Genomic DNA, 15,047 nt, shown 5'->3' with positions numbered 1-15,047 from the left:
GCTGCTACCGCCGGGATGACATGGACGGTCGCCATACCTCCCCATTTGGGTAGGTACGCCGCTGCCGGATCGGGGGATTCGCCGCGGCGCGCGGGCGCCTATGCTAGGGCGTAGAAAGGAGTCCCCGCATGAGCACTGGGAACACTGGGAGCACGAACCTCTTGACCGAACTCTCCAATAGCCTCGCCGACGCGGTCGAAACCGGCGCGCGGTCGATCGTGCGGATCGATGCGCGGCGGCGGATCGGCGCCACCGGGATCATCTGGCGCGCCGACGGGCTCATCGTGACGGCCGACCACGTCCTCGAGCGAGAGGACGACATCACCGTCGGCCTGCCGGACGGCCGAGATCTGCCGGCGCGCATCGTCGGACGGGACCCCGGGACCGACATCGCGGTGCTGCGGGTGGATGCCACCGGGTTGACGGCGGCGACCATCTCGCCCACCGAGGTGCGGCTGGGCCACCTGGTGCTGGCGCTGGGTCGGCCGCGTGGGACGGAGCCGAGGGCGACGCTGGGCGTGGTCGGGGCGGTGTCCGGCCCGTGGCGCACCTGGCGTGGCGGCAGCATCGACCACGCGATCCGCTCCGACGCCACCCTCTACCCCGGCTTCTCCGGTGGGCCGCTGATCGACACCGAAGGCCGGGTGGTCGGGATGAACACGTCGTTCCTCTCGCGCGGCCTGTCGGTAACGCTGCCGGCCGCGATGGTGGAGCGGGTGGTCGAGGCACTGGTGTCGAAGGGCAAGGTCACCCGCGGCTACCTGGGCATCGCGACGCAGCCGGTGGCACTGCCCCAGGCGCTGCGGTCCCAGTTGGGACTGACGCAGGAGTCGGGGCTGCTGGTGGTCGGCATCGAGCCGGACAGCCCGGCCGAGCGAGCTGGGCTGCTGCTGGGCGACATCGTGGTCGCGTTCGGCGGGCAGCCGACGACCGATCCGCAGTCGCTCCAGGCGCAGCTCGGCCCGGGCAGCGCCGGAACGCAGCAGCCGGTGCGGGTCGTCCGCGGCGGCGCCATCGCCGACACCACGGTGACGGTCGGCGAGCGGTAGGGAGCAAGTCCATGACCGGTTTGAGCACACTTGGGCGGCTGGCGCCGCTCGGTGCGGCGGTCGCCGCCGTCGCCGAGCGGCTGCGGCCGAGTGTCGTCACCATCGAGAACGGCAGCGGCGCCGGGGCGGGTGTCATCTGGTCGGCCGACGGCCTGATCATCACCAACGACCACGTCGTGCCGGGAGACCAAGCGCGCGTGCGCCTTGGGAGCCAGGACGTCGTGCCGGCTCGGGTTGTCGGGCGCGACCGGCTCAACGACCTGGCCGCGCTCCGCGTCCCACGCGAGGGGCTGCCGGCCGCCGAGGTGGGCGACTCCCGCGCCCTGCGCCCCGGCCAGCTCGTGCTGGCGATGGGGCACCCCCTGGGCCTCAGCCACGCGCTGACGCTCGGGATCGTGAGCGCGCTGCCGACCGACGATGACGAGCGCGAGTTGATCCGCGCCGACCTGGCGCTGGCGCCCGGGAACTCCGGCGGGCCGATGGTGGACGCCGCCGGCCGGGTGGTCGGCATCAACGCGATGGTCGCCTCGCCGGGGTTGGCGCTGGCGGTGCCCAGCCACGTGGTGGCCGACTTCGTCACCCATATCGGCGAGCCGGCTCCCTGGCTGGGGATCACCGCGCTGCCGGTGGTGCTCCCGCCCGACCTCCGGCGCCGGGTCGGCGTCGCGGCCGGGTTGATGATCACCGCCGTCGAACGTGGTGGACCGGCCGAGGCGGCCGGGCTGCTGCCGGGCGACGTAATCGTCGCGATCGCGGAGGAGCCGGTGCGCCACCCGCGGCACCTGCTGGAGGCGCTGGCGCGCACACCGGCCGGGGGCGATCTCGACCTGGTGATCCTCCGTGGCGGCCAGGGGCACCGGCTGCGGGTCGCGCCCGCGCGGCGCGCGCCGCAGGCCGACGTACCGCCCGCCCGCAGCGCCGCCTAGGCGCGCATCGCGCTCCATCCCTCCCCGAAGACCGCAGCGCCGGGGCACACCGTGGCCCCGGCGCTGCGCGTATGATACGGGGGAGTCCCGATGACACCCCGAACATCGACCCGTGCATGAAGGGAGCGAGCGGACATGGCCAACACCATCCCCGGCATCCACCACATCACGTCGATCTCCTCCGACCCCCAGCGGAACCTCGACTTCTACACCGAGGTGCTCGGGCTGCGTCTGATTAAGATCACGGTCAACTTCGACGTGCCGGGCACGTATCACTTCTACTATGGCGACGAAGTGGGGACACCGGGCACGATCCTGACGATCTTTCCCTGGCCACACCTCTCCCGGCGCCCGCCGGGCACGGGTCAGGTGGTGGTGACCTCCTTCGCCATCCCCACGGGCTCGACCGGCTACTGGGTGGATCGGCTCACCCGCCTCGGCGTGACCGTCGAGCGCCCGGCGGCACGATTCGACGAGGAGGTCATCACCTTCGCCGACCACGACGGGCTGCAGTACGAGCTGGTGATGCGAGACGACGGACCGGCACAGCGCGTCTGGGGCGGCGGGCCGATACCGGCCGAGCACGCCATCCGTGGCTTCCACGGCGCCACCCTCTGGGTGAGGACGCTGGAGCCGACGGCGAGGCTCCTCACCGACCTGATGGGTTTCCGGCTGGTAGCTGAGGAGCGCGAACGGCTGCGCTTCGCAGTGGGCGAGGGCACGAGCCGGGCGGTGATCGATGTGGTCAGCCCGTCGTCGGCACCCCGCGGGGAAGAGGGCACGGGCACGGTGCACCACATCGCCTGGCGCACACCGAACGACGCGGAGCAACAGGCGTGGCGCGAGCGGCTCATCGACGCAGGGTTCGACGTGACACCGGTGCGTGACCGGCAGTACTTCCGGTCGATTTACTTCCGCGAGCCGGGCGGGGTGTTGTTCGAGATCGCCACCGACGGTCCCGGCTTCACCGTCGATGAGCCGGTGGAGGAGCTGGGCACCAGCCTGAAGCTGCCGCCCTGGTACGAGCCGCGGCGGGCCGAGATCGAGCGGGCGCTGCCGCCGCTCGAGCGGTTGGTGCGGTCTACGGGGTAAGAGCCAGTGCGTCGTGCGTCATGCGTCCCCCTCACCCCCGGCCCCTCTCCCACCAGGGGAGAGGGGAGAATGACGCATGACGTATGACGCATGACGTGTGACGTCCACGATATCCATGTCCAGGGTTTGGACGCCGGGCGGCAGGTTGTCCCGGCTGCCGCCGGATCAGTCGTCCAACACCACCGGCTCGTCGCCGCGGGCCAGGAGGGCATCGACCGGATGGCTGCCAATGAATCCTCCGCCACCGGTCACCAGCACGCGCATAGCCATCCCGTCCTTCCCGGACGGCTAGTACGCGTTCTCGTCGTTGATGATGCGGGCAAGGGTCTTAATCATGATCTTGATGTCGAAGAGCAGCGACCAGTTCTCGACGTAATACAGGTCGTACTGGGTCCGCTCCTGGATCGAGGTATCCCCGCGCAAGCCGTTGACCTGGGCCCAGCCGGTGATACCGGACTTCTCCCGGTGGCGCGCCATGTAGTAAGGGATCGTCTGGCGGAACTGCTCGACGAAGTGGGGCCGCTCCGGCCGTGGGCCGACCACGCTCATCTCACCGAGGAAGACGTTGATGAACTGCGGCAGTTCGTCTAGCGAGTAGCGCCGCATGAAGCGGCCGATTCGGGTCGGGCGCGGGTCGTCGGGCGTGGCCCAGACCGGTCCGGTCTCCTTTTCCGCGTCTACCGGCATGGAGCGGAACTTGAGCAGGTTGAACGGCACACCGTCGTGCCCCACCCGCTCCTGGACGAAGAAGACCGGGCCGGGGGAGTCGAGCTTGATCAGGATGGCGAGCAGTAGCATGAGCGGGGAGCAGAAGACGAGGACGGCGCTGCTCACGGCCAAGTCGACCGCACGCTTCACGATGCGGCTCCAGGTGCGCAGCCCGGCAGTACGCACGGTGACCATCGGCAGCCCGCCGAGGTCGCTCACCGTAAGCTCGTCGTTGGTGATGAGCCGGAACAGGTCGGGGTAGACGCGGATGTTAACCGGCAGGTCCATCACCTGGTAGACCAGATCAAGCGCCTCGGCGTGCGGGGTTCCCTCCAGCGCCAGGATCAACTCGTCGATCCGGTGGCGGCGCACGACCTCGGCCAGCCGGCCGGTTGTGCCGTAGACCGGTACGCCATTGATCGTGTCCGGCGGCGTGCCCTCGCTCGGGTGCGCCAGGAAGCCGACCAGGTGATAGCCCAGCTCCGGCATCTTACGGATCTTGTCGTGGACGATGCGCGCGTTCGTCCCGGTGCCGACGATCAGCAGGCGGTCGACCGCGACCCCGCGCAGGCGCACCTGACCGACGACGAAGCCGTGGAGCAGGCGCCCGGTAGTGACCAGGGCGATGGCCAGGAGCCAGCCGAGCACCAGCACCCGCCGCGAGAGGACCACGTTCTCGTGCAGGACGATCGCATTGAAAGCGATCGCCAGGAGCACCGCGAGCGAGAGATGGGTGCAGATCTTGTAGAAAGTGTCCACGCGGGACGCGCCGCGCCCAAGGCGGTACAGCCCGCCGACGGCGAAGACGGTCAGGGTCGTCCCAACGATGATGCCGAGGACGACCAGCCCCTGCACCGCCGAGAACTCGCGCGGCAGGCGCAGCAGGTGCAGCGCCACCGGCACCCGGTAGGCGATGAACCAGGCCAGTGCCACCAGCAGGGCGTCGAGCACCACCTGCGTGCCGAGGAAGAGCGTCTCAGTCCACCGGCGCCGGACCAGCGTGGCACGCCGCGTCAGGGCGTGATCGCGCGCGCCCGGAGCGGCAGACATCCCGGCTGGCAGGCTCGTCTTGGTCACTCCCGATCTCCCAGCGGTTCCCATCCCCTGTGTTGTCAGGCCACGCGCTTGGCGCCGGCCGGGCGGAGCAGGTTCCGGAACAGCGCGTAGCCGCCCCGGGCGACGATCCCTGCGGTGATCAGCCAGTTCAGCAGGACGAAGGTGTCGGGCGCGTAGTGTTTCCGATGGAAGAGATACATCGCCCGGTAGAACTCCACGATCAGCCGGTAGCTCTGGCGTGAACTCGTCGCACCTTTGACGTGCAGGGCGCGGGCGTCCGCATAATAGAAAACGCGCCACCCATGCTGTTTGATTCGGTACGCCCAGTCGAGATCCTCGCCATACATGAAAAAGCGGTCGTCAAGCAGCCCGGCGTCGTCGATCGCGGCAAGCCGCACCATCATATAGGCGCCCATGACCGAGTCGACCTCGTAGGTCTTGTCCGGGTCGAGGTAGGTGAGGTTGTAACGGGCGAAGCGCGGCGAGTTCGGAAAACGACGGCTCAGCCCGGTCAGCTTCCAGAAGGCGCTCGCCGGCGTGGGGAACGAGCGACGGCAGGCGAGGTCGAGCCGGCCGTCGGGCAGCAGCACCTTGGGACCCACGATCCCCACGTCGGGCTGCCGGTCGAGGAACTGGGCCGTCAGCGCGATAGTGTCGGGCTCGACGAAGCAGTCGGTGTTGAGGAGGAGGACGTAGTGGTTCCTACGGGCGGGACCGGGCGGCGCCTCGGCCAGGATCCGGCGCAGCGCCAGGTTGTTGCCTCCAGCGAAGCCCAGGTTGCGCGGCGAGACGATCAGCCGGACATCCGGGAACCGCTCCCGGACCAGCGCCGCGCTGTTGTCGCGGGAACCATTGTCCACCACCCAGATGTCGAGCGGGCGATCAACCACGCTGGCATACAGGTGCTCGAGGCACCGAGCGAGGAGGTCCGCCGTGTTGTGATTGACAATGACGACCGACACGCACGTCATAGCATCGGCTAGTATGGGGCTTTCCCCTCTCAATACGCAAGTTCGCACGGGAGCACTCCGCACCTGATACGAAGCGCTGGCGTCGGACGGAGCCTCGCCCGGTCACATTCACTGAGCCGCCACCGTGGCCCAGCCATGCCGCAGGTCGGTCCGTGCCCGGGGCTAAAGCCGCCGGGCTGACAACGAAAGCCGGCTGAAGCCGGCTGGAGACGCAGCGCCCAATGGGACGCCGGATAGGTTTGGCCTGCATGTCGCCATCGCAGCCCCTTTCCGTGGGCTTACCCCATATCAGCCCGGCGGCTTTCGCCCCGGGCACACACCACGCGCGGATCCGTCACGCGCAGCGGGTTGCCCGATCATTCCCAGCCCGCTTCAGCGGGCTTTCGTTGTGAGCCCGGTGGCTTTAGCCCCGGGCACTGGCTGGCCCCGGAGCGCATGATGGCCGCGGCCAGTTCCAGCGGGTGGGGCGCGGGCGGCGGCTAGCCGCCGCTCGCGCCTGCATCACCCGCCATAGCGCCAGGCGTAGTAGTGGCGGCCGACGTTGCCCATCTCGACCTTCCACCCCTCCGGGTTGGACGGCGTGTAGGTCAGGCAGCGGCGCTCGAAGCACTGGACGAGGACGTCCTTCACCTGGCCCGCGACCTTCGCCTTGGTCCAGTAGGCCTCGGTGATCGGGAAGCCGGTGGCGAAGAAGGTCGGCTCGAACAGCTTTCCGTCGACGAAGTTCGCCCCATCCCAGACCGGCCCGCGGGAATTGAGGTAGGCCCAGAAGACGTCGGCGATGGTGTGGTTGGTGTCCGGGATGTACTCCTGGGCGAAGACGCCACCCGGCCCACCGCTGCCGACGTTGCCGTTCCGGTCAATCGTCGCGCGGATCTCGGTGCCGGCCGGGGTCGGCGGGGCGGAAAGCACACCCTGGAGCGTGGCGTAGGTCGGCCCGTGCGTGTCGTCCGGATCCCCCGCCACCGGGACGTGCGCCGGGCCGCGCTCGACGAAGCTGGCGTCGCCGACCTGCATCTGGCCGGTGATCAACTCCTTGACCAGCAGGCCGTTGGTGACGTACCAGCGGCTGCTCTGATCCCCGTCGGGATGCGTCACCTCCATACGGCTCTTGTCGTAGTACTGCACCGCACGGCGGCCACCGGGTGCTTCGAGATAGGGCTCCTGGCGGGTGGCGAAGGGTGCCGGGCCCCAGATCCAGGTGCGGTGCGCCGCGCTCGCCGCGACCGGGCGATCCTCCCGATCCCAGACGCGGGTCCAGGCATCGACCGTGGACGCGGTGATCGGCGACCCCTGCCAGGCGAGCCAGCCCACGTTGGTGAAGGCGGTCTCCTCGCCGGTGGTCAGGTCGCGGATGTAGGTCACGCTCGGCTCACCGTAGGGGGTGGCCAGCAGGGCGACCCGGTCGCGGTCGGGTGAGAAGCCGAGCACCATGCGGTAATCGTTGAAGAGCATCTGCTGGAGCGCGCCGGACTGGAGATCGACGCGGGTGATGGTGGTGGGGTAGGTCTGCACCACGTAGGCGTAGCGCGCCAGCGGGTCGACCGAGACGTAGCTGTCGGGCAGCGTGCGCGCCGGGTAACCGATCGGCAGGTTCCGATAGACCCGCTCCTGGAGCGACGACAGGTTGACGGCGACGAGGTCGCGACCACCCGCACCGTAGTCCAGGAAGAAGAGCGTGCGGCCGTCGTTGCTCGTGAAGAACGGCCCGCCGCAGGGATTGGCCGACCGGGAGGAGAGGCGCTGGCCGGCGCCGGAACGGGTGTCGAAGGCGCGGACGGTGCCGTCGTCGGCGGAGACGTAGAGGAGGCGAGCGCCGTCTCCGGCCCACGCGAATTTGCCGAACGTGCGGGCGACGCCGTGACTTGCGCCGGTGTCGGCGTCGATCCAGCCGAGGTCCCGGATGGCGCAGCCGGTGCCGTAGGGGTCGCTCAGCCAGCGGGTGAAGCCGATGCGGCTCCCGTCAGGCGACCACTGGATGGCATCGGCCCCGACGGGGACGCTGCGCTGGTAGCCTCCCTCGCGGCCGTAGATGTGGACGGTCCCGCCGTCGATGATCGCGACGCGGCGGCTGTCCGGGGACCAGGCGGGCGCCGTGCCGGTGTGCAGCTCACGCACGCCGAAGCTCGGGTCGGTCCCGACCAGCGACACACCGGCGCCGCCGCTGACCGGGCCGACGGCGGCCAGCCGTGTGCCGTCGGGCGACCAGACAAATCCGGTGTAGCCGCCCGCCGTGGTGAGCTGGACGGCGCCCGCGCCACTGTCCTGGCTGACCCACAGGTTGTTGCCGCGGTCCAGGTAAGCGACCAGGCCGGTCGGTTGGATGCTGGCGGCAGTGACGGCAAGAGACGGTGCGAGGGGGAGCGCGCTGAGGATGATGACAAGAGCGAGCATGCGCGCGATCCGGGGTTGCAACCTCGGTCTGCGCACGAACAACCTCCGCTTCCGATCCGTTCCAGGTTCGGCGGACACCGGCCCGCTGCGTGCTGGGCGGGCCGGTACCCGCCAAAGGCTACAACGAACGAGGAGCCGTTGAGGTTCACCGCCGCCGGTGGAGCGCCCGCCGTACCCCGTCGCGGCCGCTGTCGCCGACTGAATCTGGCAGCCTCACTGCATCGCACTGATCGCCTCTGAGTCACGACTGCCAAACGTGCACGGCATTGTCGCGCCGCCGGGTGCGATGTCGATGCCTTTGCCGCGTCTGCTCCGGCACGATGGATCCCACCCGGCAACGCCGGGGTACATGACCGCCGACGACGCCTGGAGATGACCCCATGCGGATCCACAGCAACAAGCCGGACCTGTTGACGACGGCGCTCCACGCCACCCTGGCACGCGAGGCCGCCCTCCTCACGCATCGCCTGCGCGGGGCGCTTCAGGATCCGCCGCTCATCGACGTCACGCTGACCCACCGCGCCGATCGGGAGGATTACGCCGTCCACGTCCTCCTCCGTGTGGGGGACCGCGACCTGTCCGCCACCGGCGAGGGGAGCACGCCCGGCATCGCGATCCGCGACGCGTTCGATGCGCTCGCCGACGCAATCACCCCGTGCATCGTCGCACGCCGCCGGGCGGACCCCGCATCGACAGGCGGACGGCGGTCGTGATCCGCGTCGCGATGCCGCCCCCTTGACAAGGCCGCACCACGCCTCGTACTCTAATCCCGACTGCGCAGGTCGGGATTGCGCATCCAATCGTGAAGAGGAATGAGTGCTGCGCCCCTCGCGAGGGGCGCATAGGCGCGGGAGCGCGGAGGGGACGTGAACACAAACCGCTCAGTAAGCAGACGCGACATCATCCGTGCGCTGGCCGCCGTGGCCGGCGCATCACTGGCTGGCCCGGTGCTGGCCGCTTGTGGTGGAAACGAGAGTCCGGCATCGACCGCGGCGCCGACCGCCACCAGCCAGGCCAGCACCGGTGGCAGCGGGGCGGCAGCGACGTCGACGCCCGCCGCCACGACGCCGGCAAGCACCCCGGCGGGCACCCCGGCGACCGGCACCATCGGCGGTTCGCTGACCGTCTACTCAGGCCGCTCGCAGCAGTTGGTCCAGAAGATCGTCGACGAGTTCGCCGCGGCCACCGGCATCGACGTCAAGGTGCGCTACGGAGACACGGCCGAGATGGCCGCCGCGATTCTGGAGGAGGGGAAGAGCAGTCCCGCCGACATCTTCTTCGCGCAGGACGCCGGCGCGCTTGGTGCGGTCGCCCGCGAGGGGCTCCTGGCGGAACTCCCGTCCGACGTGCTGGACCTGGTGGAGCCGCGCTTCCGCTCCCCCGACGGGCACTGGATCGGGCTCAGCGGCCGGGCGCGGGCCGTGGTCTATAACACCGAGCGCGTCAAGGAGTCGGATATCCCGCCCTCGATCCTCGACTTCACCGACCCCGTGTGGAAGGATCGGCTCGGCTGGGCGCCGACCAACGCCTCCTTCCAGGCCGCCGTCACGGCGATCCGCGTGCTGCGCGGCGACGATGTGGCCCGCGCGTGGCTGGAGGGGATTCGGGACAACGGCGCCCGGGTGTACGAGAACAACGACGTGATCGTCAGCGCCGTCATCGCCGGGGAGATCGACGCCGGGTTTGTCAATCACTATTATCTCGAGCGTCAACGTGCCGAGGCGGGCAGGGATCTCCCGGCACGGAACTACATCTACCGCAACGGCGATCCGGGCGCGCTGGTCAACGTGGCCGGGGCCGGGATCCTCACCACGGCCAAGAACCAGGAGCAGGCCATCGCCTTCATCCGCTATATGCTCAGCCCCGAGGCGCAGACCTACTTCGCCGAGGAGACCCATGAGTACCCGCTGGTCGCGGGCGTGCCGACCGACCCGAACCTCGTCCCGCTGAACGAGATTCAGACACCCGACATCGACCTGTCGGATCTGGCCGACCTGGAGGCAACGCTCGAGATGCTGCGCGACGTGGGGCTGCTGTAGCCATGACGACCAGCGGGGCCTCGATGCCGCAGCCGACCGCGACGCCGGGCACCCAACCGGCACGGGCGGGCCGCCGCCTCTGGGACGGTGCGCACGTCCCGCCGCTGCTGGTGCTCCCGTCGCTCGTCGTGGCGCTCCTCATGCTCGCCCCGCTGGTCTACCTCGTCCTGCGCGCCGCCCAGGCCGGACCCGAGCTGTTCCACCTGCTATGGCGCGACCGGACGCTGATGCTCATCCGCAACTCGCTCCTCCTCTCCGCGACCGTGACCGCCGCCTCGGCAGCCATCGCGCTGCCGCTGGCCTGGCTCACGGTGCGGACGGATCTGCCGGGCCGGCGCATCTGGACGGTCCTCACCGCGCTGCCGCTGGTGATCCCGAGCTACGTTGGGGGCTACGTCCTCATCGCCGCGCTCGGGCCGCGCGGGGCACTCCAGGGAGTGCTGGAGGTCATCTTCGGCATCGAGCGGCTGCCGGAGATCTACGGCTTCTTCGGCGCCTGGCTGACGCTGACGCTCCTGAGCTATCCCTACGTCCTTCTGGCGGTCCGCTCGGCGATGGCCCAGCTCGACCCGGCCCTGGAGGAGGCGGCCCGCTCGCTGGGGCTCGGCCCGTGGGAGAGCTTCCGGCGGGTGACCGTGCCGCTCCTGCGCCCGGCCCTGCTGGCCGGATCGCTGCTCGTCGCGCTCTACGTCCTGGGCGACTTCGGCGCCGTCTCGCTGCTGCGCTACGACGTCTTTACGCGCGCCATCTACAACCAGTACCGCGGCGCCTTCGACCGCTCCCTGGCCGCGGGGTTGGCTCTCGTCCTCGTCGCCATGACCGGGGTGGTGCTGGCGCTGGAGGCGCGCGCCCGTGGCCGTGCCCGCTACCACCGCAGCACCGTGGGCGTCAGCCGCCCGCCGACCCGCGTGCGCCTGGGCCGCTGGACGCCGCTGGCGCTGGCCTACTGTGCCGCGATCGTCAGCGTCACGCTCCTGATCCCGATCGGTGTGATCATCCACTGGCTGATCCGGGGGCTGCGCGCCGGCGAGCCGCTCTGGCTGGTCTGGTCCGCGGCGCTCAGCTCGGTGTCCGTGTCCCTGGCCGCGGCCGTGGTCGCCGTGCTGGCGGCGGCGCCGATCGCGCTCATGGCCGTGCGCCACCCGAGCACGCTCAGCCGGGTCCTCGAACGGCTCAGCTATCTCGGCTACGCCCTGCCGGGCATCGTCGTGGCGCTCGCGCTCGTCTTCTTCGGCGCCCGCTACGCGCCGTGGCTCTACCAGACGCTCGGCATCCTGCTCGTGGCCTACATCATTCGCTTCCTGCCCCAGGCGCTCGCCACTCTGCGCGCCGCGCTGCTACAGGTCAGCCCGCGCGTCGAGGAAGCCGCCCGCAGCCTCGGCCACTCCCCGCCACGCGTCTGGCTGCGCGTCACCGCGCCGCTGACCTACCCCGGCATCCTGAGCGCCGGGGCGCTCATCTTCCTGACGGTGATGAAGGAACTTCCGGCGACACTGCTGCTGCGCCCGACCGGTTTCGACACGTTGGCGACGCAGGTCTGGAGCGCGACCGCCGGGGGCTTCTGGGCACAGGCCGCCGCGCCGGCCCTGCTGCTGATCCTGCTCTCGGCCGTCCCGATGGCCGTCACCGCCTGGCGCGAGGGCAAGAGCGATGAGTGATTCGAACGTGCGCGCGTCGGCCCTCACTCCCTGGCCCCCCTCTCCCAAGGTGGGGAGGAGGGGAATACGACGATGGGTCTCTTCACTTTTCTCATCTTGGGAGCGGGATCCGGCGTGAGGGACGCTGCCTGGATGGTAGACTGAACCTGGACCGGTCGCCCGGCGGTGACCGGCAGACAGGCGGGGGAGAGGTATGCACGCGGCGATCGAGCTGACACACGTCAGTAAGCGCTTCCCGGGCGCCGCCGAGCCGGCGGTCCGCGAGGTGAGTGTCGCCATCGCGCCGGGTGAGATCGTGGCACTGCTCGGCCCCAGCGGGTGCGGCAAGACCACGACGCTGCGGCTGATCGCGGGCTTTGAGCGCCCCGACACCGGGGTCATCGCCATCGCCGGGCGCTGCGTCGCCGACGGGAACGGCACCTTCGTGCCTCCGGAGCGCCGCGGCGTCGGCATGGTCTTCCAGGACTACGCCCTCTTCCCGCACCTGAGCGTGGCCGACAACATCGCCTTCGGCCTCGGGCACCTCTCGTCGGCCGAGCGCCGCTCGCGCGTAAGTGACCTGCTGGCGCTGACCGGCCTCGAAGGCGTCGCCCATCGTTACCCGCACCAGCTCTCGGGCGGCCAGCAGCAGCGCGTGGCGATCGCCCGCGCCCTGGCGCCGCGCCCGCATGTGCTGCTGCTCGACGAGCCCTTCTCCAACCTCGACACCGAATTGCGCACCCAGATGCGCGCCGAGGTGCGCTCCCTGCTCAAGGCGACCGAGACGACCGCCATCCTGGTGACGCACGACCAGCAGGAAGCTATGACCGTGGCGGACCGCGTCGCGGTGATGCTCCAGGGCCGCGTGGAGCAGATCGACACGCCGGACGTGGTCTACCACTTCCCGGCGACCCGCGCCGTCGCCCGCTTCGTCGGACAGGGCACGTTCGTCCCGGCCCGCGTCGCCGGGGACGTGGCCGAGTCGGATCTCGGCCGCTTCGGGCTCGAGCACCCGGCCGGGCCGCAACTCGTGGAGCTCCTGATCCGCCCGCGCGACGTCAGCCTGGAGGAGGATCCTGAGGGAATCGCCGTCATCACCTCGCGCACGTTCAACGGCGCGGAGTACACCTATCTCGTGCAGCTCCCGTGCGGCGTCCAGCTCCTGTCAAACCAGCCGTCGCACGTCGATCTGGCGCCGGGCACCCGCGTCCGCGTCCGCTGCAACCGGAGCCGGCTCGCCGCCTACGATGCCGACGCCCGCATCGGCCTGACCGCGCCGCGCAACTAGCGCGACCCGGCCCTCGCCACTGGACATAAGGACACACCATGCGTCTCACCTACGACCCGACCACCAACGCCCTGCGCCTGTCGCTCGATCGCGAGCCGGGGGAGCCCAGCCGGACGGTCGATCTGCCGGGGTACGTCGACGTCGGCGAGGGCGGCCGGCTGGTCGGGGTCGAGATCATGCCCCCGCCCAGCCTCGACCTGACCACGGCACTCCAGCCCTGGACGGACGACCCCGTCGCCGCCGAGTACGTGGACCTGGACCCCGACTCCGTCTACATCACCCTGAGCGTGCCGGAGGAGGGGATCGACCGGGAGCAGGTCCGCGCCGCGCAGGCAACGCTGCGCGCCGAGCTGGACGGCACCCAGCGCCTCGTCGCGCTCGCCATCCCCCGTCGCGGCACCGGCTACGAGATCTCCTACCCCAGCGGCAACCAGTGATGGCACCCCGAGCGGCCCGGCGGGCCGCGCGCCTGGGTCTGTGAGACGGGGTAGGGGAATCCGAGACGTCACACGTCATACGTCACCCGTCATGCGTCATACTGGTGCGTGATGCGTGTACCGTGTTGCGTGTTCCGTGGTTCGTGGTTCGTCATGGCGAGTCCGAACCCAAGCTAACGGACCACGCGACACGCATCACGCAACACGCAACACGCATGACGTATGACGCATGACGCCGAAGGAGTCCACCAGTATGGAGCGGCTGTACCGAGCGGTCCTCTACCCGGCGCTGCTGCAGCGCATGGACCCGGAGCGCGCACATCACCTGGCGCTCCGGCTGCTGCGCGATGCGGACCGAATGCCGGGTGGGACGGCGCTCCTGGGTCGGCTTGCCGGCCCCGCCGATGAGCGGCTCCGCGTGCAGCGCTTCGGCCTGACGTTCCGCAACCCGCTCGGTGTCGCCGCTGGGTTGGACAAGGACGCCCAGGCGGTCGGTGCCCTCCTGGCGCTCGGGTTCGGCGCGGTCGAGGTCGGCACCGTCACCCCGCGTCCGCAGCCCGGCAACCCGTCGCCTCGCGTCTGGCGCCTGCCGCAGGACCGGGCCCTCATCAACGCCATGGGGTTCCCCAGTGAGGGCGCGGCGGCCGTCCGTGCTCGGCTGGTCGGCCGGCGCTTCCCCGGCGTCGTCGGCATCAACCTCGGGAAGAACCGCGACACACCACCCGAGTGCGCCGCCAGGGACTACGTGGACGTGCTGAACGCGCTCTGGGACGTGGCGAACTACGTCGTCGTCAACGTCAGCTCGCCCAACACCCCCGGCCTGCGCGACCTGCAACAGCGCACGGCGCTGGTGGAGATCCTCCGGGCCGTCGGCGAGGCGAACGCCCGCGCCGCCGCACTGCACCGCCGCCACCCCCACCCGGTGCTGGTGAAGATCGCGCCCGACCTCGACGACGCCGGGCTCGACGACGTCCTCGCCGGGGCGATCGAGGGGGGCGCGGCCGGCGTCGTCGTCTGCAACACCACCGTCGACCGGAGCGGGCTGCAGGGGCCGGTGCCGGACGTCCCGGGCGGGCTGAGCGGGCCGCCGCTCCGCGCCCGCGCCACCGCGCTCGTCCGTGAGGTTCGGCGCCGCGCGGGCGACCGGCTCGCGATCATCGGTGTCGGCGGCATCAGCAGCGCCGCCGACGTCATCGAGCGGATGCGTGCCGGTGCCTGCCTGGTCCAGATGTACACCGCCTTCGTCTACGGCGGCCCCGCCCTCCCCGGCGCCATCCTCCGCGACCTCGTCACCTACCTCGACCGCGAAGGCCTCCGCTCCATCGAAGACCTCATCGGCAGCGAGTGAGGCAAGAAGCGACCCTCACCCCCGGCCCCTCTCCCAACCTTGGGAGAGGGGAGTGTTTCGTCATCCCATTCCCCCTCTCCCAAAGTTGGGAGAGGGGGTTAG

The 15,047-nt window shown here is 70.3% G+C and carries 12 protein-coding genes and 1 pseudogene; 9 read left to right on the top strand and 4 right to left on the bottom strand.

Annotation, left to right across the window (positions count from 1 at the left end; all coding sequences use genetic code 11):
• Window positions 1-128: 128 nt before the first annotated feature.
• From IRZ30_RS10095 to IRZ30_RS10085, 3 genes are all read left to right on the top strand, one after another.
• Window positions 129-1,049 (top strand): trypsin-like peptidase domain-containing protein, encoded by a 921-nt coding sequence (locus tag IRZ30_RS10095; RefSeq protein ID WP_294084893.1) that lies wholly within the window; start codon window positions 129-131, stop codon window positions 1,047-1,049.
• An 11-nt stretch (window positions 1,050-1,060) separates the two neighbouring features.
• Window positions 1,061-1,975, top strand: coding sequence for a trypsin-like peptidase domain-containing protein (locus tag IRZ30_RS10090; protein WP_294084891.1), 915 nt, complete (start codon window positions 1,061-1,063; stop codon window positions 1,973-1,975).
• Window positions 1,976-2,110: 135 nt separating this feature from the next.
• Window positions 2,111-3,067, top strand: coding sequence for a ring-cleaving dioxygenase (locus IRZ30_RS10085; protein ID WP_294084889.1), 957 nt, complete (start codon window positions 2,111-2,113; stop codon window positions 3,065-3,067).
• 171 nt (window positions 3,068-3,238) lie between these two features.
• Here the strand turns inward: IRZ30_RS10085 and IRZ30_RS10080 are convergent.
• From IRZ30_RS10080 to IRZ30_RS10065, 4 genes and pseudogenes are all read right to left on the bottom strand, one after another.
• Window positions 3,239-3,331, bottom strand: a pseudogene (locus IRZ30_RS10080) (NAD-dependent epimerase/dehydratase family protein); the annotation flags it as partial.
• A 24-nt stretch (window positions 3,332-3,355) separates the two neighbouring features.
• Window positions 3,356-4,852 carry an undecaprenyl-phosphate glucose phosphotransferase gene (locus tag IRZ30_RS10075; RefSeq protein ID WP_294084885.1) on the bottom strand — a complete coding sequence of 499 codons (1,497 nt, stop codon included), beginning with the start codon at window positions 4,850-4,852 and terminating at the stop codon, window positions 3,356-3,358.
• Window positions 4,853-4,887: 35 nt separating this feature from the next.
• A complete protein-coding gene (locus IRZ30_RS10070) occupies window positions 4,888-5,802 on the bottom strand; it encodes a glycosyltransferase family 2 protein (protein ID WP_294084883.1) in 915 nt (304 codons plus the stop codon).
• Window positions 5,803-6,303: 501 nt separating this feature from the next.
• On the bottom strand, window positions 6,304-8,232 hold the full coding sequence (locus tag IRZ30_RS10065; protein ID WP_294084881.1) for a hypothetical protein: 1,929 nt from the start codon (window positions 8,230-8,232) through the stop codon (window positions 6,304-6,306).
• Window positions 8,233-8,576: 344 nt separating this feature from the next.
• Between IRZ30_RS10065 and IRZ30_RS10060 the strand changes: the two genes are divergently transcribed.
• The 6 genes from IRZ30_RS10060 to IRZ30_RS10035 all read left to right on the top strand — a co-directional run bounded on the left by IRZ30_RS10060 (window position 8,577) and on the right by IRZ30_RS10035 (window position 14,945).
• The gene (locus IRZ30_RS10060) at window positions 8,577-8,909 is read left to right on the top strand and encodes a hypothetical protein (protein WP_294084880.1); all 333 of its coding nucleotides are present in this window, start codon (window positions 8,577-8,579) and stop codon (window positions 8,907-8,909) included.
• Window positions 8,910-9,062: 153 nt separating this feature from the next.
• Window positions 9,063-10,235: an iron ABC transporter substrate-binding protein gene (locus IRZ30_RS10055; RefSeq protein WP_294084879.1), complete on the top strand. Its 1,173-nt coding sequence runs from the start codon at window positions 9,063-9,065 to the stop codon at window positions 10,233-10,235.
• A 2-nt stretch (window positions 10,236-10,237) separates the two neighbouring features.
• Complete coding sequence (locus IRZ30_RS10050) at window positions 10,238-11,893, top strand: iron ABC transporter permease (protein ID WP_294084878.1); 1,656 nt, start codon at window positions 10,238-10,240, stop codon at window positions 11,891-11,893.
• A gap of 193 nt (window positions 11,894-12,086) precedes the next feature.
• Entirely contained in the window at window positions 12,087-13,160 is a 1,074-nt protein-coding gene (locus IRZ30_RS10045; protein WP_294084877.1) for an ABC transporter ATP-binding protein, read from the top strand.
• A 38-nt stretch (window positions 13,161-13,198) separates the two neighbouring features.
• Window positions 13,199-13,597, top strand: coding sequence for a DUF2283 domain-containing protein (locus IRZ30_RS10040; protein ID WP_294084876.1), 399 nt, complete (start codon window positions 13,199-13,201; stop codon window positions 13,595-13,597).
• Window positions 13,598-13,850: 253 nt separating this feature from the next.
• Window positions 13,851-14,945: a quinone-dependent dihydroorotate dehydrogenase gene (locus tag IRZ30_RS10035; protein ID WP_294084874.1), complete on the top strand. Its 1,095-nt coding sequence runs from the start codon at window positions 13,851-13,853 to the stop codon at window positions 14,943-14,945.
• Window positions 14,946-15,047 lie beyond the last annotated feature (102 nt).

The organism is Sphaerobacter sp. (genome assembly GCF_019683595.1).
Classification (GTDB): domain Bacteria; phylum Chloroflexota; class Chloroflexia; order Thermomicrobiales; family Thermomicrobiaceae; genus Sphaerobacter.
This window is presented reverse-complemented; position numbering and strand designations above follow the sequence as displayed.